Source organism: Burkholderia latens (assembly GCF_001718795.1).
Classification (GTDB): Bacteria; Pseudomonadota; Gammaproteobacteria; order Burkholderiales; family Burkholderiaceae; genus Burkholderia; species Burkholderia latens_A.
Window position 1 is genome coordinate 571076 of the sequence record NZ_CP013437.1, and the last position, 25105, is coordinate 596180.

The 25105-nt window shown below is 64.3% G+C and carries 19 protein-coding genes and 2 pseudogenes; 11 read left to right on the forward strand and 10 right to left on the reverse strand.

Annotation, left to right across the window (positions count from 1 at the left end):
• Positions 1-24 precede the first annotated feature (24 nt).
• Positions 25-480: a carboxymuconolactone decarboxylase family protein gene (locus WK25_RS18110; RefSeq protein WP_069242284.1), complete on the forward strand. Its 456-nt coding sequence runs from the start codon at positions 25-27 to the stop codon at positions 478-480.
• A gap of 128 nt (positions 481-608) precedes the next feature.
• A pseudogene (locus WK25_RS30570) lies at positions 609-938 on the forward strand (phosphohydrolase); the annotation flags it as partial.
• Between the two features lie 31 nt (positions 939-969).
• Here WK25_RS30570 and WK25_RS18115 read toward each other — a convergent pair.
• A complete protein-coding gene (locus WK25_RS18115) occupies positions 970-2157 on the reverse strand; it encodes a sensor domain-containing diguanylate cyclase (protein ID WP_069242464.1) in 1188 nt (395 codons plus the stop codon).
• A gap of 288 nt (positions 2158-2445) precedes the next feature.
• The gene (locus WK25_RS18120; protein WP_006753468.1) at positions 2446-3354 is read right to left on the reverse strand and encodes a LysR family transcriptional regulator; all 909 of its coding nucleotides are present in this window, start codon (positions 3352-3354) and stop codon (positions 2446-2448) included.
• 143 nt (positions 3355-3497) lie between these two features.
• Between WK25_RS18120 and WK25_RS18125 the strand changes: the two genes are divergently transcribed.
• The 5 genes and pseudogenes from WK25_RS18125 to WK25_RS18145 form a co-directional block, all read left to right on the forward strand.
• On the forward strand, positions 3498-4370 hold the full coding sequence (locus WK25_RS18125) for an NAD(P)-dependent oxidoreductase (protein WP_069242285.1): 873 nt from the start codon (positions 3498-3500) through the stop codon (positions 4368-4370).
• Positions 4371-4424: 54 nt separating this feature from the next.
• The gene (locus tag WK25_RS18130) at positions 4425-5942 is read left to right on the forward strand and encodes an aldehyde dehydrogenase family protein (RefSeq protein ID WP_059545002.1); all 1518 of its coding nucleotides are present in this window, start codon (positions 4425-4427) and stop codon (positions 5940-5942) included.
• 48 nt (positions 5943-5990) lie between these two features.
• On the forward strand, positions 5991-7325 hold the full coding sequence (locus WK25_RS18135; protein ID WP_038571391.1) for a DUF3100 domain-containing protein: 1335 nt from the start codon (positions 5991-5993) through the stop codon (positions 7323-7325).
• Positions 7326-7403: 78 nt separating this feature from the next.
• A complete protein-coding gene (locus tag WK25_RS18140) occupies positions 7404-8594 on the forward strand; it encodes a M20 aminoacylase family protein (RefSeq protein WP_038571392.1) in 1191 nt (396 codons plus the stop codon).
• Between the two features lie 119 nt (positions 8595-8713).
• Positions 8714-9832: pseudogene (locus tag WK25_RS18145) on the forward strand (MFS transporter); the annotation flags it as partial.
• A 35-nt stretch (positions 9833-9867) separates the two neighbouring features.
• Here the strand turns inward: WK25_RS18145 and WK25_RS18150 are convergent.
• From WK25_RS18150 to WK25_RS18165, 4 genes are all read right to left on the reverse strand, one after another.
• Positions 9868-10599: an ABC transporter substrate-binding protein gene (locus WK25_RS18150; protein WP_038571394.1), complete on the reverse strand. Its 732-nt coding sequence runs from the start codon at positions 10597-10599 to the stop codon at positions 9868-9870.
• A 45-nt stretch (positions 10600-10644) separates the two neighbouring features.
• Entirely contained in the window at positions 10645-11925 is a 1281-nt protein-coding gene (locus WK25_RS18155; RefSeq protein ID WP_059545001.1) for an MFS transporter, read from the reverse strand.
• Between the two features lie 141 nt (positions 11926-12066).
• Positions 12067-13116: an Ldh family oxidoreductase gene (locus WK25_RS18160; protein ID WP_069242286.1), complete on the reverse strand. Its 1050-nt coding sequence runs from the start codon at positions 13114-13116 to the stop codon at positions 12067-12069.
• A 215-nt stretch (positions 13117-13331) separates the two neighbouring features.
• Positions 13332-14249 (reverse strand): LysR family transcriptional regulator, encoded by a 918-nt coding sequence (locus WK25_RS18165; protein WP_038571401.1) that lies wholly within the window; start codon positions 14247-14249, stop codon positions 13332-13334.
• 795 nt (positions 14250-15044) lie between these two features.
• On the opposite strand from WK25_RS18165, the gene WK25_RS18170 reads away from it, so the two are divergent.
• The 3 genes from WK25_RS18170 (at position 15045) to WK25_RS18180 (ending at position 18361) form a co-directional block, all read left to right on the forward strand.
• Complete coding sequence (locus WK25_RS18170) at positions 15045-15662, forward strand: glutathione S-transferase family protein (protein ID WP_069242287.1); 618 nt, start codon at positions 15045-15047, stop codon at positions 15660-15662.
• A gap of 99 nt (positions 15663-15761) precedes the next feature.
• Positions 15762-17831 carry a pyridoxamine 5'-phosphate oxidase family protein gene (locus WK25_RS18175; RefSeq protein WP_069242288.1) on the forward strand — a complete coding sequence of 690 codons (2070 nt, stop codon included), beginning with the start codon at positions 15762-15764 and terminating at the stop codon, positions 17829-17831.
• A 50-nt stretch (positions 17832-17881) separates the two neighbouring features.
• Entirely contained in the window at positions 17882-18361 is a 480-nt protein-coding gene (locus WK25_RS18180; RefSeq protein WP_059544992.1) for a DUF1348 family protein, read from the forward strand.
• A 95-nt stretch (positions 18362-18456) separates the two neighbouring features.
• On the opposite strand, the gene WK25_RS18185 is transcribed toward WK25_RS18180, so the two are convergent.
• The gene (locus WK25_RS18185) at positions 18457-19362 is read right to left on the reverse strand and encodes a LysR family transcriptional regulator (protein WP_069242289.1); all 906 of its coding nucleotides are present in this window, start codon (positions 19360-19362) and stop codon (positions 18457-18459) included.
• Between the two features lie 188 nt (positions 19363-19550).
• The gene (locus tag WK25_RS18190) at positions 19551-20531 is read right to left on the reverse strand and encodes an AraC family transcriptional regulator (protein WP_226209222.1); all 981 of its coding nucleotides are present in this window, start codon (positions 20529-20531) and stop codon (positions 19551-19553) included.
• Between the two features lie 122 nt (positions 20532-20653).
• On the opposite strand from WK25_RS18190, the gene WK25_RS18195 reads away from it, so the two are divergent.
• Positions 20654-21190, forward strand: a complete 537-nt coding sequence (locus WK25_RS18195; RefSeq protein ID WP_038571416.1) for a carboxymuconolactone decarboxylase family protein — start codon at positions 20654-20656, stop codon at positions 21188-21190.
• Positions 21191-21383: 193 nt separating this feature from the next.
• Here the strand turns inward: WK25_RS18195 and WK25_RS18200 are convergent, their stop codons facing one another.
• Together WK25_RS18200 and WK25_RS18205 are read right to left on the reverse strand one after the other, a co-directional pair.
• The gene (locus WK25_RS18200) at positions 21384-23090 is read right to left on the reverse strand and encodes a carboxylesterase/lipase family protein (protein ID WP_069242291.1); all 1707 of its coding nucleotides are present in this window, start codon (positions 23088-23090) and stop codon (positions 21384-21386) included.
• Positions 23091-23413: 323 nt separating this feature from the next.
• Positions 23414-25033 (reverse strand): tannase/feruloyl esterase family alpha/beta hydrolase, encoded by a 1620-nt coding sequence (locus WK25_RS18205; RefSeq protein WP_083253041.1) that lies wholly within the window; start codon positions 25031-25033, stop codon positions 23414-23416.
• Positions 25034-25105: the final 72 nt, after the last annotated feature.

The following is a 25105-nucleotide window of genomic DNA, read 5'->3' on the forward strand; positions in this document are numbered from 1 at the left end:
ACCACCGCCTCAAGGAGCTACCTCATGAGCAAGCGTCTCGATTACACGCAGATTGCGCCCGCGGGCGTCAAAGCCCTGGGTCACGTCTATGGCTACGTCATGCAAAGCGACCTGCCGCCGGTCCTCGTCGACCTTGTCTACCTGCGCGTCTCGCAGATTAACAACTGCGCCTATTGCCTCGACATGCATACGCGCGACCTGCTGAAAAAGGGCGTGCAGGTTGAAAAGCTGGCGCTCGTGCAGGCATGGAGGGAAGCAGGCCATCTGTTCGACGAGCGCGAACGTGCGGCACTCGCCTGGGCCGAGTCGATCACGCTGGTCGCGCAAACCGGCGTGCCGAACGCGTCCTACGAGGCTGCACGCGCCGCGTTCGACGAACGCGAACTGGTTGACCTGACCATCGCAGTGGGTCTGATGAATACCTATAACCGGATGGCGATCAGCTTCCGAAACACACCTCAAGCCGTGATGGAACAGTAAAGCGCCTGATGTGTGTGTATACCGTAAAAATTGCTCGTTTTGGCATAAGCTGCGCCCAATGATCTAAAGCAATGCTCCGGGCTCGATGGATAGGCGCAGCACGAGTCTGTATCTTCCGAGTTATCGATATGACGATCCTTGCCGGCATCAAGATTTCCGACAGCGGGATGGCGCGGGTTTCCAGCGAACTCACTCGAGACACGCAGTCAGATCTGCTTTTCCGTCGCTCTACCCTGGTGTTTCTTTTTGGCGCTTTGACGGGAGAGCGACTGCAGTTGAAATAGGACCCGGAACTTCTCTACATCGGTGCGATGTTCCATGACCCCGGACTCACAGAGCAGCTATGCACGTCCCGGAACCGGTTCGAGGTCGATAGCGCGAACGCCGCTCGACGTTTCCTTAAGAATCATCGCATTCCTGACGACGAGAATGGTCTGGTATGGGACGCGATTGAGATATCCGGAGTCGAGCCGAAAAGTATCCATTCTTTCAAAATACTGCGGCGTGTCCGGTGTGTTCGTCCGTCGCGTGGACGAGCCGATTGCCGCCGAGCGATTTTGCTCGATACAGCGCCTGGTCGGCAACCGAGAGCAGGTGGGTAAGCGAAGCCGTCTCACGATCCGACTCGGCCAGACCAATGCTTACGGTAGCGCGGAAGCGATTGCCGTCAGCGCCATGCGATATTGCCGCGAACCGGTTTGCGACGGTCTCTGCCACCGTTCTTGCGCGGTGGGTGTCGTAACTTGGCAGCAGCGCAGCGAATTCTTCTCCGCCGATGCGCGCGAGAACCCCGCTCGTCTCTGCGTCGACAACGGATCGAACCGTATCCGCGAATGACTTCAATACCTCGTCGCCGGTTTTGTGCCCGAAGCAATCGTTGATTCTCTTGAATTGATCAAGATCAAATGCAAGGAGCGTGACAGGTAGCCGACGTATCCCGTGCTCGTGGATAACCCGCTCTCCCTCTTCGAAAAAAAGCCGGCGATTACCCAGGCGAGTCAAGTAATCGGTACGGGACTCCTGCAAGAGCTCCCCATGAATTTCTTCCCGTGTCAGGCGGAGCAACGTCATCGGCAAAATAACGGAATAAAGGACTCCCTCGTACATGGTGATTTTGCTGGCAATTGATTGTGCGCCCGCGCCAAAAACCGAGATCAGCCATGGCAGGGCGAACGCTCTGGTGGCATAGAACAATGCGTGGATTCCCGTCACGGCCACCGCGACGCGTCGGGATTGAACCGCTGGAATGCCATCGCATCGGGTGAGCTCGAGGGCCGTCATGGCGGAGACGAGCGCGATCGGGATTGCGCTGACATAGAGCCAAATGGCCGTCTGAGTGGATGCTGTAGAGGCCGTCCATGTCAGCCCCATCAAGAGAAGCAAACCCGTTGAGCTTCTGACATACCGTCGGCCGTTGAACATGGCGACGGCATGTAGAACGAGCAAATAGCCACACAGAATCACGAGGTTGCTCACGGCGGCGCCAGCGGCACCCAGCAGTTCGCGCCGAAATGTCGCGAGCGCGCAGCCGCCTCCGAGTGCCGCATATCCGATCGCCAGCATTCGCAGTTCGTTGCCGCGCTTGGGATGTGAAATATGTTCCCAGTACGTCATGGCGGAACTGGCAAGCAAGGTTCCGATCGCCAGCAGGTAGAGGGTAGCTAGATCGACTGTCATTGCCGACGCCAAGGCGAGTCCCCGCCATGACGAGGAGAGGTTGAGGGAATACCGAGATAACGGCAGACGAGTCGAATTCTTGAAAAAAGTCCGGACTTGACCGCATGCGCCGTAAACCCCCGGGTCTGACGGGGCCGTCCAGGCGCCGTGAGCGGCGATGAGGGGCAAGCTCGGTTGTTGCTCGGTTCGCTGGAACCCCTTGCAGCGGAACCGGCGGGTTTTATGAAACCGTCTCTCCGCCCGCCCTTGCGTCGCGAGCAGGACCAGCGGCACGGCCCACGCCAGTCCCTAACGAAACGCCCGCATCTGCCCCGTCATCATCTGCAGCATCTTATTGGCGGCCACCGACAGCTTGCGACCCACGCGCGTGACCATGTGCGCCTCGGCGTTCTCTAGGATCGGATGCGCGATCTCGATCGCGAACAGCTCCTTGGCCTGCAGTTCGGCAGCCACCGCGAAGGCTGGCATCACCGAGATGCCGAGTCCCGATTTCACGAACTCCTTCAGGATCGCGAAGGAATTGGTGGTGATGATCGGCGCTAGACGCACGCGCTCGGCATATTCCACGGCCTCCATCATCTGCCGCGTGCCGTACGACGGGTGAGTCGCCGCCAGCGGGTAGGTCGCGAGTTGCTGCACCGTCAGCACCTTGTGGCTGCGGCGAGGGAAATCGGGGCCGACGATTGCCATCATCGGCTGCCGCTTCGACGCGCGCGACACCAGCTTGGGTTCGGCGGGCGGGTTGTAGACGAGGCCGATCTCGCCCTCGTCGTTAGAGATTTTGCGGATCACGTCGTTGGTGCTGCCCACGTCGAGGTTGACGCGGATCCCGGGGAACTGCCGGCAGAACTGCTGCATCGGCCCGGCCAACAGATCCGAGACGAACCCCTCGCCGAGCACAAGGCTGACCTGCCCGGTCTTGAGCCCGCGCAACTCCTGCAGGCGCGAGATCAGGTCGTCGCGGTGCGCGAGCTGCTCGCGGAAATACTCGATCACGCAGCGTCCTGCGTCGGTGGGCGTCACGCCGCGCGCGTGGCGCTCCACCAGCGTGGCGTCGAGTTCTTTCTCCAGCAACCCGATCTGGCGGCTCACGGCCGAGGGCGCCACGTCCAGCCAGTCGGCCGCGGCGCGGATCGTGCCGCAGCGCACGGCCTCGTAGAAATAGACGATCCGGCTGTCGGTAAGGGTGTCGCTCATGATCGTGGCGTTCTAAAAAATAGAACAATCTCAATATTGGCGTTGATTGATTATACGGTTCGCCGGCCCGAAGATCGTTGTCATGCAAGGCGGGCGCAAGTTGACGCGCCGCCCTCGAACCAACAGCTATCGGGAGTCGTCGGATGAAAACGGTGGGCGTGATCGGTCTGGGCAACATGGGGCGCGGCATGGCGGGTTCGCTGCGGCGCGGCGGCTACACGGTGCTGGGCTACGACGCGGCGCCGGGCGTGGCGCGCGGGCTGGCCGAACAGGAGGTCCTGTCGGCGCGCGATTCGGTGGCCGAGGTCGCCCGCGATGCCGACGTGCTGCTGCTGTCGCTGCCGACTTCAGCGGTGGTCGAGGCGGTGGTGGTCGGTGCGGGCGGCGTACTCGAGAACGCGAGGCCGGGCAGCATCGTGATCGACACCACCACGGCCGATCCGGACAGCACGCGGCGCGTGGCGGCGGCGCTGGCCGCGCGCGGCATCGGCTTCGTCGACGGGCCGGTGAGCGGCGGCCCGAAGGGCGCGGCCACTGCCACCATGACCATGGTGCTGGGCGGCTCGGACAGCGATATCGCGGCCGTCGAGCCGGTCCTCTCGGTGATCAGCGCCAAGCGCGTGCACGTGGGCCCGGTGGGCGCCGGCCACGTCACCAAGCTGCTCAACAATCTGCTGACCGGCGTGCACCTGCTCGTCGCCAGCGAGGCAGTGCGCACCGCGCGCGCGGCCGGTGTCGATCCGGAAAAGCTGGTCGAAGCGCTCAACGGCGGCTCCGGGCGCAACAGCGCGACGCTGACCAACTACCCGACCTGGATCTTCAATGGCAAGTTCGACTCCGGTTTCACCATGAAACTGATGCGCAAGGACGTGCGGCTCGCGCTGGGGCTGCTCGACCAGTTCGACAGCGTCGCGCCGGTGGCGCGCGAGGCGGCGCGCGTGTGGGCTGCCAGCGAGTTATCCGTCGCCGACGGCGAGGACTTCAACCGCATCGTCGACTTCCTCGACCCCGCTTGAGGGCGGGCAGCCCGCGCCACGATCCCGTTCGACCCACCCATACGGAAACCCAAGATGACCCAGCACGCAGACCAGTTGCTCGCCGCCTTCGCGCAGTTCTTTCCCGGTGCCTCCGCGATCGGCTCGTATATCGACGGCGAGCTCGTCGCCGGCCAGGGCGATACGATCCAGCTTTACGATGCGGCGACGGGCGAAGCCACGCTCGCCTACCGCGACGCCGGCGCAGCCGTGATCGACCATGCCGCCGAAAGTGCGCGCCGCGCGCAGCGCGAATGGTGGGCGCTGACGCATGCCGCGCGCGGTCGCGTGATGCAGGAAGTGGCGCGCGCGGTCCGCGCCGAGGCCGAGGCGATCGCGCGGCTGGAGGCGCTCGGCTCGGGCAAGCCGATTCGCGACTGCCGCGGCGAGGTAGGCAAGGTCGCCGAGATGTTTGAGTACTACGCGGGTTGGACCGACAAGTTCTACGGCAGCGTGATCCCGGTGCCGACCTCGCACCTCAACTACACGCGCCGCGAGCCGGCCGGCGTGGTGCTGCAGATCACGCCCTGGAACGCGCCGGTGTTCACCTGCGGCTGGCAGGTGGCGCCCGCGGTGGCGATGGGCAACGGCGTGCTGCTCAAGCCCTCGGAGCTGACACCCTTCACGTCGCTGGCGGTCGCCCGGCTCGGCGAGCGGGCCGGGCTGCCGCGTGGCCTGGTCAACGTGCTGGCTGGCTTCGGCCATACCGCGGGGCAGGCCGCGATCGCGCATCGCGTGGTCAGCAAGGTGGTGTTCGTCGGTTCGCCGGCGACCGGTGCGCGCATCGCCGAGGCCGCCGCGCGCCGCGTACTGCCGTGCGTGCTGGAGCTGGGCGGCAAGTCGGCCAATATCGTGTTCGCGGATGCCGATCTCAAGCGCGCCGCGCTGACCGCCCAGGCCGCGATCTTCGCCGGCGCGGGCCAGAGTTGCGTGGCCGGCTCGCGTCTGCTGGTGCAGCGCGCCGTCTACGACGAATTCGTCGCGATGGTGGCGGCCGGCGCGAAGAAGATCCGTGTCGGCGCACCGCTCGACGAGGCGACCGAGGTAGGCCCGATCAACAATCGCAAACAGTATGACCACGTGATGTCGATGATCGAGAGCGGCGTGGCGGCTGGCGCCACGCTCGCATGCGGCTCGGCCGAGCGCGTCGGGGAAGGCCGCGGCGGCTACTTCGTCGCGCCGACCGTGTTGACCGGCGTGTCTAACTCGATGGAGGTTGCGCGCACCGAGATCTTCGGGCCGGTGGCGGCCGCCATCCCGTTCGACACCGAGGAGGAGGCGATCGCGATCGCCAACGACACCGACTTCGGCCTGGCCGGTGCGGCCTGGACGACCGACGTGGCGCGTGCGCATCGTGTGGCCGCGCAGGTGAATGCCGGCACCTTCTGGGTCAACGGCTACAAGACCATCAACGTGGCTTCCCCGTTCGGCGGCTACGGCATGAGCGGCTACGGCCGCTCGAGCGGGGTCGAGGCACTGTACGAATACACGCAGACCAAGAGCGTATGGGTCGAGACGGCCGAAGCGCCGGCCACCGCATTCGGTTATCTGTAACCACCGGCCCACATTCGACGGCAGCCGGGCTTCAAGGGGAGACTCGTCATGGAACACGCACTGGGTATCGAGCGCCGCGAGCTTGGCGGCGCGGCCACCGCCAAGGTCCTGCTTTACGCGGCCGGCATCCTTCTGGTCGCCGAATGGATCGGCTCGTTCACGTTCAAGCTCGGGCCCGGCAAGGTCGTGCTGCTGCCGATGATCTGGGCGCTGCTGCTCGGCGCCGCGGTGGGGCTGGCCAGCGCGCGCTGGAACAGCAGCGCGCGCCTGAGCGTACCCGACCAGTTCTTCGCGGCCGCGATCCTGCAGCCGGCGCTGCTGCTGTTTGTCTCCAAGCTCGGGCTGATGGTGGGCAGCGCGCTGCCGAAGCTGGCGTCGGCCGGCTGGGCGCTGGCCTTCCAGGAATTCGGCCACTTCGTCGGCACCATCCTGCTCGGCCTGCCGCTCGCGTTGCTGCTCGGCATCAAGCGCGAGGCGATCGGCGCGACGTTTTCGGTGGGCCGCGAGCCGAGCCTGGCGATCATCGGCGAGAAGTACGGCATGGATTCGGCCGAGGGGCGCGGCGTGCTGGCCGAGTATCTGACCGGCACCGTGTTCGGTGCGGTGTTCATTGCCGTGTTCGCGGGTTTCGTGAGCAGCCTCGGCATCTTCGATCCGCTCGCGCTGGCGATGGGCTCGGGTGTCGGTTCGGGCAGCATGATGGCGGCCGCCTCGGGCGCGATCGCCGCGCAGCAGGACCCGGAGACGGCGAAATCGGTGCTCGCGTTCGCCGCGGCCAGCAACCTGATTACCACCACCATCGGCACCTACTTCACGCTGTTCATCTCGCTGCCGCTCGCAGTCTGGGGCTATCGCGTGCTGGAGCCGCTGATCGGCCGCACCACGAAGGCATCGGCGCAGCCCGAGGCGGCCAGCCCGTCGCTGGGTGACGTGCGGACCGAGGCGCCCGCGCTCGGCTACGGCGGCAAGCTGCTGGCCTGGATCGTGACGGCCGCGATGGCGCTGGTGTGCGACTGGATCGCCCATGGCACCACGCCGCTGGCGGGACTGCCGGGAATCGCGATCATGGTGTGCGCGACGATCGTCGGCGATGCGTTGGCGAGCGTGACGGGGCGGCGGATTCCGGCGGTCTGCTGGGTATCGGTCGTGGCGATGTTCCTGACCTCGCCGTGGTCGCCGTGGGCTTCGCAGATCGCCGCGCTCAGCTCGCACAACGATTTCCTCGGGGTGACGACGCCGATGCTGGTGTTCGCGGGGCTGTCGATCGCCAAGGACATCCCGGCCTTCCGCAGGCTCGGCTGGCGCATCGTGCTGGTGTCCTTCGTGGCCAATGCCGGCACGTTCATCGGCGCGACTCTGGTGGCGCAACTGTTCCATATCTGATGCCTCGCGGCACGGCGGCGGGCGGCATGGACGGGCCCGCCGCCGTGCCGCGACGACCGACAAAGCGTTCCCATCCGCATGAAACTGATCGATTCCATCGTCGCGCACGCCGACGAACTGACGGCAATACGCCGCGATATCCATGCCCATCCCGAGGTCGGCTACGACGTGTTCCGCACTGCAGAGCTCGTCGCCGCGTGGCTCGAGCAATGGGGCTATGCCGTCACGCGTGGCGTCGGCCGTACCGGCGTGGTCGGCACCTTGAAGCGCGGCAGCAGCCCGCGCGCCATCGGCTTGCGCGCCGACATGGACGCGCTGCCCGTGCAGGAGGCCAACACCTTCGCGCATCGCTCGACGGTGCCCGGCGCGATGCATGCCTGCGGCCACGACGGGCACACGGCCATGCTGCTCGGGGCCGCGCGTCATCTGGCGCGGCATGGCGAGTTCGACGGCACCGTGCAGCTGTTCTTCCAGCCGGCCGAGGAGGCGGGCGGCGGCGCGCGCGCGATGATCGAGGATGGCCTGTTCGAGCGTTTCCCCGTGGACGCGGTGTTCGGGCTGCACAACTGGCCCGGTATCGCGGCCGGCGATTTCGCTGTGCGGCCGGGGCCGCTGATGGCCTCGACCAGCCTGTTCCGGATCAACTTGCGCGGGGCCGGCTGCCACGCGGCCATGCCGCATCTGGGCCGCGATCCGGTGTTCGCGGCGGGGCAGGTGCTGAGCGCGCTGCAGGGGATCGTCACGCGCAACCGGAATCCGGTCGACGGCGCGGTGCTGTCGGTTACGCAGGTGCATGCGGGCGAGGCGATGAACGTGGTGCCGACCGATGCCTGGCTCGGTGGCACGGTGCGGACCTTCTCCGATGCGACGCTCGATCTGATCGAGACGCGCATGCGTGCCGTGGTGGCCGCAACGGCCATGGCCTTCGATTGCGAGAGCGACGTGGATTTCCAGCGCCAGTATCCGGCTACCGTGAACGACGCCGAGCAGACGGCGGTGGCGGTGGCGGTGATGCGCGAGCTGGTGGGCGACGCGCACGTAAACGCCGCAGTCGATCCGACCATGGCGGCGGAGGATTTCTCGTTCATGCTGCGCGAGAAGCCGGGGTGTTATGCGTTCCTCGGAAATGGGGCGGGCGATCATCGCGTGCATGGGCATGGCGGCGGGCCTTGCCTGCTGCATAACGCGAGTTACGACTTCAACGATGCGTTGCTGCCCGTGGGCGCGAGCTATTTCGTGAGGCTGGTGGAGCGGGTTTTGGGGCGGTAGGGAGGCTGTGCTCGCATACTCGGACGCGTTCCCACCAATCATGCGAGGGCATACGCGCGATGCGCATCGATTAGCCGGCCTTTCTGGGTTCGCTCTTTCTGGCGCGTCTTGCAGACCAGATGCTGCTATTTCTGGTACCGCTCGTCGTCTTTCAGGACACCCAGAAAGCAACGTGGTCCGGGCTCGCTTTTTTCATCGAAACGCTCCCGCGATTCATTGCTTTCCCGATCTGCGGTGCACTGACCGACCGCGGATCCCCTCGCGTGCTGCGAATGAGCCAGGCCAGCCGGGCTGTCGCTTGCCTGATTGGCATCGTCGGCTATGTCGCCTGGAGCGGAATCAGCTGGCTGATCGCGCTGTCCGCCGTATGCGGTGCGCTCACGAGCCCGGGTCTCGTCGCTCGAGAGGTGCTGCTGCCGCAGATTCTTCCGCAGCAGCGCGTCGAGGAAGTGCTGGCCCATTCGCAGCTCGCCGATCAGTTGGGCGTCGTGCTCGGGCCCATCGTCGCGGCGGCGCGGCCGGGATTGTGCACCTGGGAATGGGGCGTCGCGTGCGAGGCGTTACTGTTTGTCGCGGCGGATATGTCGGCGCTTGTATGGCAACGGACCAGCACGGCGCGCATCGCGCGTCCCGAGCGCGTGGCGGGGCCATGGTATGCGCCGTTCGGCGTGGCGCTGACGCATGTCCTCACGCTGCCGGGGCGCTCGCTGCCGATCATGCTTGCGGCGGCGGAAAACCTCGTGATCGGTACGACACTGGCAACGTCGGCTGCCATGGTCACCCGCATGTTTCGGCAGTCAGGCGGGTTCTACGCCGCGCTGCAGGTCGTGGGTGCCGTCGCGACGGTCGTGATCCTGCTGTTCGTCGCGCGTATCGAGGTATCGCGCGTGCTGCTCGGTGTCGTTGCATTCGTTGCGATTGCGGCCTGCGGCTTGGTGATGAGGCTGTCGGGTTCGATCGCGATGTACGTCGCCGGTTTCGAAAAGATGTTCAACGTATACATCCGCAGCGCGCGGTAGGCGGTCATCCCCCCGCGGGACTAAGGCAAGACGACGGGCGTCATCGTCCTGCTGAACAACGCGACGCAGCCGCTTGCCGGGTTGCTCGTCGGACTCTCCTCCGGGCATGGGCGCGTGGCACCCGCCGTGATGCTTACGTCGATCGGCATGGCGATACAGGGTGGCGCGACCATTGCCCTCGCCCCAGCGCGGACGCGATCGGCCGCGCGCGTTTCGGACCGACCCCAAGCCGACGACGCATCGGCAGAATCGGCCTACGCAGCGGGCGCCACCGACGCGCCGGCGATCTTGTGCCGCGCGAGAGCCTCGGCGACGAACCCGGATGCCTTTGCTTCCTCCACGAATGCCCGCAACGTCTCGGCTGCCGCCGCACCGCGGCTCTTGGGCAAACCCATCGCCTGACGGATCACCATGAATCGCTCGTCGAGCAAGCGCAGGCCAGGTGCCTGACGGGCGTCCGCCACGAGCTGTTGCTTGACGCCGGCAGCGACTTCCAGGCCCTCATCGAGGAACGTTCGGACAACGGTAGGAGATGACGGTGCCCGCACGATCCGCGCATGCTTCAACTCGCGAGTGAGGAACAAATCGTAGGCGCTTCCCTCGCCAACTGCCACGCGGATCGACGGCTGGTCGACATCGTCGTTGGTGCGAATCGGCGACGCAGCGCGCACCATGTAATAGCCTTCGATCAGCACGTAAGGATCCGTAAACGCGATGGTTTCTCCTCGCCGTGGATCGATGGCGAAGAAGCCGACGTCTGCTCGTTCGTCGCTGACCGCCTGAACGGACTTGCCCGCCGTATCGAAGACCACCAGTTCGAGCGCGACACCGAGCGTTGCGGCAAAGGCGCGCGCCAGGTCGACCGAAACACCGGTCGGGGCACCCGATGCGTCCTTGCCCGCGAGAATGGGGTTCCCGAGATTGATCGATGCCCGCAGCTTGCCGGCAGGGGTGAATGCGTGAATGACGGATGGATCGGGTTTCATGTTGATGGTGTGAAGAACTGACATTCAAGGGTGGGAGCGGGGCCTTCAGCTACAGACCCGCGCATCGCTCGACGCGCGTTGCGCCGGCGCTCGGGGCCTCAGCAGTATCGCCACGGCAAGTACGCTGGCCAGCGCGATACCGCCCGCGAGAAGGAACGCGCTGAGGAACGTATGGCTTTCCTGCACGAGAAAGCCGGTTGCAGCCGGGCCGACGATGCCTGCGCAGTTCGCGATCGCATGTACGCATCCACCGACACTGCCGAGTTTCGGGCCGGGGATCGTGTCCTGGATCAGCGCCCAATAGGCGCTGCCGCTCAGATAAAGGGCAAACACCGCAATGGCCATCAGCAGCAGCGCACCGAGCGTCGTGGTCACGGCGCCGGCCAGCGTGACGCACAGGCCTGCCGTGCCGAGACAGGCGATCAATACCCGCTTGCGCGCAAGCAGGGCATTGCCCGTCCGGCGAAAGATCAGATCGGACAGCACGCCGCTCAGTCCGTAGCCGACGAACCCGAGCAGCCAGGGCAGCACCGTCGCGAGACTCATGCTTTTGAGGCTCAGGTGACGGTCCATCGTCAGAAAGGTGGGGAACCACGTGAGAAAGAAAAACAGGATGTAGCTGTAACCGAAGTACGAAATCATCGCCGCGAGAATTGCAGGCTGCCTGAGGTAGAAGCCGATGGACCGCAGGTCGGAAGGGCTTTCGGCGACGCTTCGATCGGATTCGATCAGCCGGCGTTCTTCAGCGGAGACGCGTGCATGCTGGTGCGGCTTGTCCGTCGCCATGAACACCCAGAACACCAGCCAGAGCAAGCCGAAACACGCGATTCCGGCGAATGCGACGCGCCAGCCGTAAGCGGCAGTCAACAGGCCGACTACCGGCCCCGCCACCGCGCCGCCCAGCGGCAGGCCGCAATTCGCGAAGCCGAACGCGGTCGCCGATTCCTTGTGCGGGAACCAGTTGTTCACGATCTTGTTGATCGTCGTCGCGAGCGGACCTTCGGCCATGCCGAACAGGGTGCGCACTGCCAGCAGCGATCCGAAGCCGCTGGCAAGGCCGGTCGCGCCGCATAGCAACGACCAGGTCAGGACGGCTCCCGAGAAAACCCGCTTGCCGCCCCAGCGGTCCGCCGCCCATCCGCCAATGAAATTGAATACCGCATAGCCGATGAAGAACGTCGAAAACAGCAGCCCGAGGCTGCTCGGCGACATATGCAGTTCCCGCATGACGGCGGGCGCCGCGACGGACAGCGCCGCACGGTCGAGATAGTTGATGAAGCCTGCGATGAACAGCAGCAGGACGATGCGCCATCGAATGTTTGTCACCTGTCGCTCCTTGGAGCTTGTTATGTGCTTGACGGCCGGGCGCTCGTACGCGCCATCCGGTCCGCCGCTTGGTCGGTTCGCCGCCGCGCCGCGCGTTCGGAACCGCGCGAGCGTGGCGGGCCACGCTCGCGAACGAGGCGTTCAGCGCCGCGGATGCGCGATCCCTTCGAGCATGGCGAGCTGGGCCGCGCCGATATCGATGCCCTCCGCCATCTGGCGCTCCAGGCGGCCGAGTTCGATCTCGCCGGGCACGATCACGGGCACGTCCGGATCGGCGGGTTTGGAGCCGTGCAAGATCGCCGCATAGTCGGCCATATGCTTGGCGAGCCATTCGGTGCTGCCGAGCTTGGTCGTATCGATGAGGATGAAGAAGTGGCCAAGGTTCTGCGGTTGTTCGGGATCGTCTTCCCACGACTTGACGTGCGTGAGATAGGCGGCGCCGGAAAGCAGTCCCGCGAACAGATCGACCACCAGCGCGAGGCCGTAGCCCTTGTGGCCGCCGATCGGCAGCAGGAAGCCATCGAGCGCGGCTTTCGGATCGGTGGTCGGTTTGCCCTGTGCATCGGTTGCCCAATCGCCGGGAATCGGTTCGCCGCGCTTGAGCGCGTTGCGAATCTTCGCCCGGGCCGCGACGCTGATCGCCATGTCGAGCATGAACGGACGGCCATTCGGGTCGGGGACGCCAAAGCCGACGGGACTGTTGCCCAGGCGAGCGTCGGTGCCGCCCCACGGCGCGATCGTCGTCGTTGCGTTACTGCCGATGATGCTGGCGAAGCCCTGCATCGCGGCCAGGTACGAATACGGTGACACGGGGCCGAAGTGGTTGCTGCCGCGCACGAACACACAGGCGATGCCATGTTCGCGTGCAGCAGTCATCGCCAGCTCGAGTGCGCGATAGCCGACGAGCGGGCCGATGCCGTTGTCGCCGTCGAGGCGGTGAAGCGCCGGCGCCACCTGTTCGGCGGTGATCGAAGGCGCGGGATTGATGCCGCCGATGCGCAGGCGCGCGCCGTACGACTCGATGCGGCTCGTGCCGTGCGTGCGCAAACCGAACAGATCGGCAAGTACGAGGATCGTGGCGGTGTCCGTCGCGTCGGTGCGCGTCAGGCCGAGCGAGCAGAGGGCCTCGATCGTCAGCTCGGTCAGATGTGCCTTGCTGACGATGCCGTGGGTTGGAGTGGGCTGGGTCATGGAATGCGTTGTCTCCTTCGATTTGAACGCTGTGCGGTTCAAGCGGCTGCGCACGGCACGACGCTTGCGTTTCGCACATGATCGTGCAGGAGCGGTTCACGCAACAAACGCATATTTTCGATTGATTGGTGCGTGGTGCGCACGAATCGAACCCGACCACCGGATGCGCACGAACGCCTTGCCGTGCCGCCTGAAGTCCGGGCGGCGGCACTCGCTTATGCAGTAGAGCTGGCAGGCGGCAGATCGGGCGCACGCATTTCCGTCAACAACTGAAGGAAGAAGCGGCCCGCCGAGGACAAACCGCGGCCGCGACGCTGGAGTACCCCCAGCGTTCGCCGGATGGGCGGATCGACGAGCGCGACACTGGTCAGGGCTTTGTGCGGGCCGCGGGGCATCGCGAGCCGCGGCACGACACCGACACCCAGGCCGGCTTCGATCAGACTCACGAGAGCGGGCACGTGGCGTACCTCGCAGAACCATTTGGGCCGGTCGGCGACGCCCGCCAGCGCTTCGTCTATGACCGCGCGATTGCCGCTGCCTTGTGCGATGGCCAAGTATTCGAGGTTCGCGAGTTCCGCCCACGCGACGGATTTGCGTTTTGCGAGCGGATGACTGCGCGGGCAGGCGAGCACGAAAGGGTCGTCGAGCAGCGGTGTGAATTCGATGTCCGGCTCTTCAGTGCCGACGTAAGTCAGGCCAAAATCGGCTTCCCCACGCGCGACGGCGAGAAAGACCATCGACGATGGCTCGTCGATGAGACGAAGGCGAATGCCCGGGTAACGCTGATGATAGGTCGCAATGGCTTCCGGAAGGAAATAGCGCACCGCCGACGGCACGCATGCGACAGTGAGTTCGCCGGTCATTTTGCGCGCAAGATCGTCGAACTCGAGCATCGAGTTGTCGACCTCGTTGAGGATGCGGTGAGCGCGCTCGAGAAACCCGCGACCGACGATCGTCAGGTCCATCTTCCGTGTCGTTCGCTCGAACAGTCTGACGCCCAGCACTTCCTCCAGTTTTTCTATCCGACGCGATAGCGCGGACGCCGATAGATGCAATGTGTCGGCCGCGGCGCGAAAGCTGCCCAGGTCGGCCGTCGCGACGAAGGCCCGCAAGTCCGATATCTCGAAGTTCATTCCGATGACCGCAGCGATGGAAAGGGATGCTCAGTTTCGGGTGCACCGATTGGCACTGTCAATCCGTGCGCGCGGCGCATGAATTCGCTGGGGCCAGGCTGCTGTGGAGGCGATATGCCGCGCGGGTATGAGTTGTCAGGGCGCAGAGTTCTGCCTCTTGGGAAGGCGAAATCATACCGACGAGGCTCGCTGCCTGTCGGTGATGGTTCGTGGGTGCATGTCGCCCCGCTATCGCCGGAAGCCGGGAGAGTAGTCAACTAGCGTTCACCGGTAGCGGCGCGACGCTGTTCGCGATCGGCGACCGGCCAAGATGGCATCGGGTGGATGCGGGCATCACGTATCGGGTGTCTAAGCGCACCGACTTGCATATGTCGATGGTTTATCAGCGTCGGGCCGGCGATGCGAGCGCCGTTGCGATCAACTTCTTCGGACCGTCAGGCGCGGGGCCGGGCAGAGCAGTCAAATCGCCGTGCTGGCAGTCCACCAGCATTCGCTAACGGCAGCTTTACCGTTCATTGCGGCAATGATCACAGCTAAATCGCTGCGGGCGGTCGTGTCGCACGTGACGCTACCCTCCAATGTCGGCGCACGCTCGGTTCGCTTGCGGCTGTTTCCGTGATCGTGGCGGCAACACTCCCGTTTCCGCCGCGGCGGGCGCTCGGTGCGTTCGTCCGACTATTCTCGAAACGAGAACGATCAATTCTCCGCAGCGGGGATTCTGTCGCGACCGCCGAGTTTCTAGACTTGCCCCAAGCGATGAGACCTGCTCATCGCACCTTCCACAGGGAAACAGTCATGAAGCTCTACGTTCACCCGCTTTCCGGTCATTCGCACCGCGCCCGCCTGCTCATCTCGCTGCTCGGCATCGAGCACGAACTGATCGAAGTCGACCTCGCCGCCGGCGCGCACAAGTCGCCTGAATTTCTGGCGCTGAACCGCTTCGGCCAGGTGCCGGTGCTGGTCCACGGGGATACCGTGATCGCCGATTCGAATGCCATCCTCGTGTATCTCGCGCGCACCTCGGGCAACAGCGACTACCTCCCGCAATCGCCCGTGCAGGAAGCCGCCGTGCAGCGCTGGTTGTCCGTCGCGGCCGGCGAGATCGCATTCGGCCCGGCCGCCGCGCGGCTCATCACGGTCTTCGGTGCGAAGTTCAACGCCGACGAAGTGATTGCCCGTGCGCATCGCATCCTCGCGCTCATCGACGCCGAACTCGCGGGGCGCGACTTCATCGTCGGGCCGAAGCCGACCATCGCCGACGTCGCGTTGTATGGCTACGTTGCACGCGCGCCCGAAGGCAATGTGGACCTGTCCGGCTATACGAACGTCGCGGCGTGGCTGCGCCGCATCGAAGCGTTGCCGGGCTTCGTCGAGTTCGTGAAGACGCCGGTCGGGCTCGCGGCCGCTGCGTGACCGAGGTCGGCGCGTTGCCCTCGCGGTGACGGAGGGCGACGCCGACGCGTCACGGCGCGCCGAATGCGTCATGTGCGGAATCCGTCGAGGAGACACATCGTGAGCACGGTATCGAATGAAGCGAACTCGCCCTGGCATCGGGGCGAACTCGAGCTGCAGGAAAAGACAGGCGTGATGCAGAAGATGGACAGTGTGGGACGACGCTTCGTCAGGAACCACATGCCCGACCAACATCGCGCGTTCTTCGCGCAGTTACCTTTCGTCGTCGTCGGTGCGGTGGCCGACGACGGCGATGCGTGGGCGACGTTCGCATTCGGGCAGCCCGGCTTCATGCAGTCACCGAACGACAAACGCCTGCGCATCGACACCGTATTCGATCCGAACGATCCGGCTGCCGGCGGCACGCACGACGGCGCGGCGATCGGCCTGCTCGGCATCGAACTGCATACGCGGCGTCGCAATCGCCTGAACGGCATGATCCGTCGCGGCGAGACGCGCGCATTCGATCTCGACGTCGTGCAGAGCTTCGGCAACTGCCCGCAATACATCCAGTTGCGCGATTTCGCGTTCGTACGCGAACCCGATACGTTCTCCGCGATCGCACCGGAGGAAAGCGATCGTCTCGACGATCGCGCCGGCGCGATCATCGCGGCTGCCGACACGCTGTTCGTGGCGTCCTACGTCGGCGACGGCGCCGAGCGTCAGGTCGACGTTTCGCATCGCGGCGGCAAGGCGGGGTTCGTGCGCATCGGCGACGACGGCGTGCTGACGATTCCGGATTTCGCCGGCAACCTGTTTTTCGCGACGCTCGGTAACTTCCTGGTCAATTCGCGCGCGGGCATCGTGTTCGCCGACTTCGAAACGGGCGACGTGTTGCAGATGACCGGCGAAGCCGAAGTCGACCTCGATTCGCCGGAGATCGCCGCTTTTCAGGGCGCGGAGCGACTGTGGCGCTTCAAGCCGCGACGCGTCGTTTATCGTGCCGGCGCAATGCCGTTGCGCTGGACGTTCCGGGCGGAAGGCTGGTCGCCCAACTCGCTGATGACAGGGAGCTGGGACGAGGCCGCGAGTCGCTTGAGCGCGGCCAAACTGGCACGGGCGTGGCGTCCGTTCAGGGTCGCAAAAATCACCGACGAGAGCACGCTGATTCGCTCGTTCCAGCTCGAACCCGAGGACGGCGCCGGGCTGGTGCCGCACCTGGCGGGTCAGCACGTGCCGATTCGCGTGCACCTGCCGGAAGGCGGCGATCCGCTCATCCGCACCTATACGTTGTCGAGCGCGCCGTCGGACCGCGTGTATCGCATCAGCGTCAAGCGGGAAGGGCGCGTGTCGTCGCATCTGCATGACGGGGTGCGGGTCGGCGACCGCATCGACGTCCGGGCGCCCGCCGGGCAATTCACGATCGATGCACTCGAGCGCCGGCCTGCCGTGTTGCTGGCGGCCGGTGTCGGGGTGACGCCGATGCTGGCGATGTTGCGTCACATTGTCTACGAAGGCGCGCGCAAGCGCGGCACGCGCAAGACCTGGTTCTTTCACGCCGCACGCTCCCTGAAGGAGCGTGCGTTCGGCGACGAGATCGGCCAGCTCGAGTTGGCCGCGAACGGTGCGGTGAACGTGGTGCGCGTCCTGTCGGACGCGACCGGCGCGCGCGAAGGCGACGAGTTCGACGTCGCGGGCCGCATCGATGCGAACCTGCTGCGTGCCACGCTGCCGTTCGACGACTACGACTTCTATCTGTGCGGACCGTCGGGCTTCATGCAAGCGGTCTATGACGGGCTTCGCGACCTGAACGTGGCGGACCACCGAATCCACGCGGAGTCGTTCGGCCCTTCCGGGCTCAGGCGTCGAGCCGATGCGGGCGCGAGTACCCCGCTGCGTGCGCCGGCGGATATGCCGACACCTGTCGCGTTCGTCAAGTCGGGCAAGGAAGCGCGCTGGCAACCGGGCAGCGGCTCGCTGCTGGACCTGGCCGAGGCGCGCGGCCTGACGCCCGAATACGGGTGCCGCGGAGGCAGTTGCGGCACGTGCCGCACCCGGATCGTCGAAGGCGCGGTGACGTATACGGTCGCGCCGGAATTCAAGGTAGCGGACGACGAAGCGCTGATCTGCTGCGCGGTGCCTGCGCATCGCGAATCGGGCGGCGGCGACCGTCTGCTGATCGACGTGTAATTCAAAACCCTCGTCGCCCGGCGACGATTCCCCACGAAGGGAGTGTGATCATGAAAGACCTCAACTTAGTTCGCCCGCCGCTTCCGCCGTTTTCGCTGGAGACGGCAATCGAAAAAGTGCGGCGCGCCGAAGACGGGTGGAACACGCGCAATCCGGAGCTGGTTTCGCTCGCGTACAGCGTCGACAGCGTGTGGCGCAACCGCGCCGAATTCGCAACCGGCCGCCCGGCGATCGTCGCGCTGCTCACACGCAAGTGGCAGCGCGAACTCGACTACCGGCTCATCAAGGAGTTGTGGGCATACGGCGGCAACCGGATCGCCGTGCGCTTCGCCTACGAGTGGCGCGACGACGCGCAGAACTGGTATCGGTCGTACGGCAACGAGAACTGGGAATTCGGTGACGATGGCCTCATGCATCACCGCCATGCGTGCATCAACGATCTGCCGATCGCCGAGGCCGACCGGAAGTTCTTCTGGCCGCTCGGGCGCAGGCCCGACGATCATCCCGGCCTGGGCGATCTCGGCCTGTAGGCGCTGCTTGCCTGCCTACCGAACGCGATGCCTGATACGCGTGCCGGTCGGGACGGTTCCGCCGCGCGCGCACCGCGCCGACTCGCCGGTGCCTGCTATGCAGACCACATCGGCGCCTGGGCTCTCAGCTTTTCGACGCAGAGATCGATGAACGCGCGCGCTTTCCGGTTAGCGTACCTGCCCTCGCGATGCACGACGTGAACCGGAAGCGGGGCAAGTTCGTGCTCGGCCAGGAGCACGCGCAGCGCGCCTTGCGCGAGTTCGTCGACCACCTGATAGGACAGCAGGCGCACGATGCCGAGACCGGCCGTTGCCGCGGCGATCGCGGAATCGTTCGTCGTGGTCAGCAGGCGTGGCTGGATAGGGACGGCGAGCGCCTTGTCCCGCACGCGGAAGCGCCATTCGGGGGCCGGCGTGATGCCCGTCGCCTGAATCGTGACGTGAGCCGCGAGATCATCCGGATGCTGCGGCGTGCCGTGCGCGTCCAGATAAGCGGGAGACGCGCACAGCACGCGGCGTACCTTGCCGACTGAGATCGCCTGCAGCGACGAGTTCGGCAGCTCGCCGATGCGCACGGCCACGTCGGCGCCCTCATCGACGAGATTCACGACACGGTCCAGAAACCAGCAGTTGAGATTGACGAAAGGATGCTGCTCCAGATACTCGAGCGCGATCGGCGTCACGTAGCTCTTGCCGAACAGCACGGGCGCCGTGACGGTGAGCTGGCCGCGTGGCGCATTGCCGGTGCCGGTGGCGGAAAGCTCGGCCGCGTCGATGTCCGCCAGAATGCGCCGGCAGTCTTCGTAAAACGACGCGCCCGCATCGGTGATGCGGACCACGCGCGTCGTCCGCGTCAACAGCCGCACGCCGAGATATTCCTCGAGTTCCGTCATCACGCGGCTAATCACCGACGGCGATACGTTCAGCTTGCGCGCCGCCGATGCGAACCCTTCCGTCTCGACCACCGTGACGAAGGTGGTCATGGCCTGGAGCCTGTCCATGTATGAAAGATATCCGGGTGAAGTGAACGTGGCCTTACGCGCATCGTGCGCATCCATGTCGCCGCATGGCGGCGGCCAGCATAGCAAAGTTTCGAACCTGCTCCGCCTGAGGGGCCGGTGCGGGACGATCGTTGTTCGTGCAGGCAGCATGCATCGTCGACGGGAGAACGCGGCGCAAGCATCGTGCGTCAGGATGAACGCACTTCCGGCTCCGCGATTCGCGACGATCGCATGCGCCACTTCGCCGGCGTCATGCCCACCTGCCGTTTGAACACCCGTTGGAACGCGGCCTCGGATCGATAGCCGACCGATTCGCCGATCTCGGCGACGGACATCGTCGTTTGCGCCAGCTTTCGCCCGGCCATCGCCATGCGGATTTCCGTCAGGACATCGCTTGCCGAGCGACTGATTGCCTCGTCGAAGTGGCGTGCGAACGTCGCGCGCGACATGTGGCATCGGTCGGCCAGCTGTGCCAGCGTCCAGGGTTTTTCGGGCTCGTCGAACATGGCTGCGAGCGCCGGCTGCAACCGATGACGTTGTGCCAGTGCAAGCAGCCCGCGCGGCGCGTGGCCTGCCTCGGACGCACTGCGCAAGGTCAACGCGAACAGCGCGCCGGACAGATGATCCACGACCGCGGCACTGCCGGCGCGTTGCTCCAGTACTTCCTCGCGCATCAGTTCGATGACCCGGGCGAGTCGCGTGGCTGCGAACGCGGCGTCGCGCGTCTGTCCATCGACCGCGGTTACGCTGCTCACGATCAGACGTCGCGGCAGATGGCCGCGCAGCAATTGCTGCGGGACGGCGGGCAGCACGAAGCGCCCGCACAGCACGTCGGTGTTCGCATCGGCGCTGCCGTTCGTCGCAACAGTCAGGCCGTTCCTGTGCCGTTCGCGCGTTGCGCGCGGCGCCTCGCCGCTGCCGTCGTGCAGCCGATGGGCGCTGCCGGACGGAAACACCACGATGTCACCCGCCTTCATCCGGAGCGTCGGTTCTTCTTCTCCGCCCGTCTCGCACTCGACGACAGCCTCGCCGCGCAACAGGATGTGATAGGGGAGTTCCCACTCGCTCGACTCGGGATGGTCGATGCGCCACGGCGCGCCGAAGTGGCACCGCACGTCAAGCCGCCCGGTGACCGGCATCATCGACAGCAATCGGTCGAGCATTTCCATATGAGACGTTTGAGCATGGAGTTGCGGCAGTATGGCATTAAAAAAACAGCCGCGCATCCCTACACTGACTCCCATGCCATACGACATGGCTAACCGTTCAACCACGAAGCAAGGAGTCGATCATGTCCCGTCTCACCACCATTCGCCCTGAAGAGGCAACCGGCGCGGCCGCCGAAGTGTTCGCGAAGATCAAGAACGCTGTCGGCAAGGTGCCCAACGCATATGCAACCGTTGGCACGCAAAGCCCCGAAGCGCTCGGCGCGGTGCTGGCGTTCGATGCCGCGGTCGCGGCGAGCACGCTCGGCAAGGCCGATATCGAAGTGATCAAGCTGGCGGTCAGCGAATACGCGGGGTGTGATTACTGCGTCGCCGCTCACACGCTGATGGGCAAGCTGGCAGGCCTGACGAGCGATCAGATGAAGCAGGTGCGCGCTGGCGCGGCTACCGGCGACGCCGCGCGCGATTCGCTTGTCGCGTATGTCCGTACGCTCGTCGGCACACACGGTACGGTTCCCGTTGCGGTCGTCGATGCGGTGCGGGCGGCTGGCTATACGGAACGCCAGCTCATCGAGATCAATCTAGCCATCGCATCGATCACGTTCACGAACCTCGTCAATCGCGTGAACGATACGACGCTCGATTTTCCGGCTGTGAAGTAACGGCCCGTCCGTGCGCGACTTCGGCGACCGCGCGGCATCTCGTTCAGCAACTCCCGCGCACTTCACTCTGACGGCAGAAAGGGGCACCCGCGCGCCGCTCAACGCTTGAAGTTCATCGGTGACCTCACTATAAATCGCGAGGGTCGATGGCAGCCGCGCATAGCGACCTCATCGACCTAGTCGTGCGGAGCAATTACTGATACTGCCGATTTACCGTTTGATTTGCGTCATTAAGCGGCTCAACAAGATCGATTTGGGCTTTCAACGGACTCGGCTGGTTCACCTGCAAGGTGCCTGCTGAATTGAATTCCAATTGGTTGTCGAGTGCAGTGTTGTATGCCGGCCAGTTGATTAGACCCGCGTTAGACGGATTTCCCGTTTTTGCGAACGCGGTCCAGTAGGCGATCATGTTACGCGCCACCTGTTCGTCTTGACTCGTGACAGCCGTCCCGTAGGAGGCGGAAAGGGTGTCAAACACGTACGGAATCTCTGCACCATGCGTGGCGCCGGCGACTTTATCTCTGATCGACTGAGCGACATACGAAAAACGATAGAGATACGTCGGCGCGCCGTTAGCCGTAAAAATTCTGGCTACAAAGCGTGCGGGCTCATCCATCGTAATGACACGAGAAATTTGGCTCTCAATCGACGCCACGGAGGCGGTGCCGGTCGGATCGAACGCCGCAGCGGCAGCGCTCGAGTTTTGAGGGCCAAAGATCGCGTACGCCTGCTCCTTCGTCGTGATGCCTCGACTCGGAAATCCGAGGTCGGCATTGTTCACCCCAATCATGAGCGGGACCTTCGCAAAGTGCCCCGCCTTGTACTGATTCTCCGGTTCGTCAACCACGATTTTCCCGTCGATGATCGCGCCGCCCGAGAACGTCGCCAGGCCGTGCGATGTGTTCAACGTTGAGGTGTCCAACCCATCGAGGACTTGATCTGCCGAAAGCGCACGTAGAGCGTCCAGCGAACTGGCGTCACTCCCGTTGATTCCCAGTCCACTGGCGAATGAAGCACCCAGTTCTTCAGCAGAAGCCCCGACCGTCTTGGCGTTACGCGTGAGCGTACGGCCATAGTACTGGTCGACGCGTCCATTGCCGGACTCATTGATCGCCTTCGCAAACAGTCCTGATGCCAACGGCGATGTCAGCAGGTTGTGAATAGATTCACCTCCAGCCGATTCACCGAATATCGTGACGTTCGTGGGGTCGCCGCCGAAATTTGCGATGTTGCGCTGTACCCATTTCAAGGCGGCGATCTGGTCCATATAGCCGTAATTACCCAACGTTTCGCCTGACTGAGCAGCGGCCGTGGTGAGTGCAGGATGCGCAAAGAAGCCGAAGCGACCGAGACGGTAATTGACTGTGACGATAACAACCCCTTCCTTGGCGAACTGCGTGCCGTCATAGCGCGGCATCGATGTTCCGCCAACGACGTATGCACCGCCGTAGACCCAGACCATCACAGGCAAGTTCTTGCCAGTGCTGTTTTGCGGGCGCCATACGTTGAGGTACAGACAATCTTCCGACGGGGCGACCGTCAGTCCGGAATTCGGGCCGCTCGTTTGCATGCAGTCGTGAACAAAAGACGTGGCCTGCCGCACACCGCTCCATGCAGAGACGGGCTGGGGCGGGCGCCAGCGCAAGCTTCCGACGGGAGGAGCCGCAAAGGGAATACCCTTGTACGCCACCACGCCGTTAGCCGCCACGCCCTGGACAGCACCATCGGCCGTCATCGCAATTGTGGGATCAGAGGAATTCGAAGAGCTGTCACCTCCACAAGCAGACAGCGCCACTGCGAGAATTGGAAAGGTGAGCAGTGCAGGCAAGCGCATCAGTGTGTCTTGCTTCAGCACAGCCCGGTTGGTCTTTCCTGGAGCTTTACGTCTCTGTGTAGTCATGATGCCATCGTCCCCTCTATGATCCCGCATACATTACCGCCATGACCGTTGCTGCGGCGGGCTCTGCTGTGCAGAGCGGAATCGAGTATCGAAGAGTGATTTTCTGCCGTCAAATTCGGGACAATAATGTCCCATATGAATTGCGTTCATCTGGTTAGATATTACGGAAGTAGTGTGGGCTATAGCATCGGCAAGGCATACTGAGCAGTTCCCGTCCGCATCATCCGCAACACATAACGCACCCAATGGACCAGGCGCCCCGTCACCGACAGGACGCCCGCGTAGGCGCGATCGAGCGCCGTGCTTACTCCGCGTTTCTTGCGCTAGGAAGGATCGATACAGCTGAAGCTATCGGCCGAATTGACATCGCCCGTGCCGTTGTATCTGCTGACTTTCGGCCACGGGCACAAGGGCATGGTCCGTTCAACAGCGCCGGTCGGAGAGTTGTTCGCGTACTTGGTCGCAATAAGCTGGTCGGGCACGCGACCTTTCTCGACCCACGACTGCGCGGCGGCCAAAAGGTCATGTGTAGGATCGTCTGGCGCAATTGGAAATCCTGGATTAAGGTTACCGAAAACGTTCGGGCCGACGCCATTGCGGCAATGATCCATTCCCGGTGCGGTGAACAGCTTCATAAATTTATCGGACTGACCTGGCATGCGGTTCTCGACACTCTGGCGGTAGGCAATCGCAGCTCCCGGCACCTGAATGCCATCGGCGAGTCCTTGAAAAACGATGAGCTTTCCGCCATGCGCCGCGAATGCCGTGAGGTCAGGATTCGATGCATCCACTGCGAAGTCTAGGGTGTTGTGCATCACATCAACGTCGCTAGCCCAGTTAAAGCTTCTCCAGTCCCAGTTGACCCCCCATACCCACTGAAATGGAAAGGGGAAGGGCGGCGCCGAGGTCGGCGTAGTCGCCGCAGTCGAGAGATCGAGTTCGGTACCGGGCAGATATCCATAGGACAGTTGTGCGCCTGTCACAGGATTGGTGGGCCCCGCGTAAATCTTGCGCAGTGCACTGACCTGCCCGGCTGTCAGGCAATCAGCCGCGTCGGCGGACTTGCACTGAAGCACCGCTGGATCGACCTTGCACATGTCTGGCCGGCCGATGACGCCGTCCTTCAGTCCATCCAGCTCGTCGCAAGCGCTCATGACGTGGTCGGCCCAGAGCTTGCGCTTAGCGACCGTGAGATTGCTCGTCGGGTCTTGCTGGGTCGCCGCCCACGCCCACTGGTAAGAAAGATGCGCAGGGACGCGAGCGGCACCCGGTGCGCCAGCCACGATGCCGTCGTAGTCCCCCGGATACTGTTGTGCCTCGTGCATGCCCTGACCGCCCCCGGTGGAGCATCCGAACCAGTAAGAGTAGGAGGGCGCCTTCGCATAGAAACGGTTGACGAGCGTCTTCGATAATGTGGTCATCAGGTGCGTCGCGCGATGCCCGAAGTCGATGATCGTCTCGACATGCCCGATCATGCTTGCCACGCCTGCCGATGTACCGAGGTCAGTATTGGCAACGGCGAACCCGCGCCGCAAGCCATTGGCCAAGGCTTCGTAGTCGATAGTGCCGCCCAGGCCTCCGTTTCCCGTGCCGAGGTATTTGCCGTTCCAAGCGGTCGGAAGCCACAGTTCCACTTTGATGTTGGAGTCGGACGTCGGCTTGACAGTGGCCGCGACTCTGCAGAACGCCGGCAGGCCTTTGATAGTCGCGCCCGTGGGCGGTGCGAAATCGCCCGCTGGCATGTTCTTGGTAAGGGTGAAGGTCGTGTCGGCTATCGTTGTGGAAGAGAGATCAGAACAGCTCGGCGCGGCTGTGTGGCTCGTCACCGGCGCGGTGTCAGTATCGCCGCCGCATCCGGCTGTGAACAAGGCAGCTGACACAACGACCGCTGGCGCCAGTGCGGACGGCGAAAGCAGGACGTTGCCCTCATTTTTTTTGAGCATTGCGTTTCTCCGGAGACAATGAGTCGTTCTAAGAACTGAACAGCGCGGACGCCGAACCAATCAGCAAGCTTG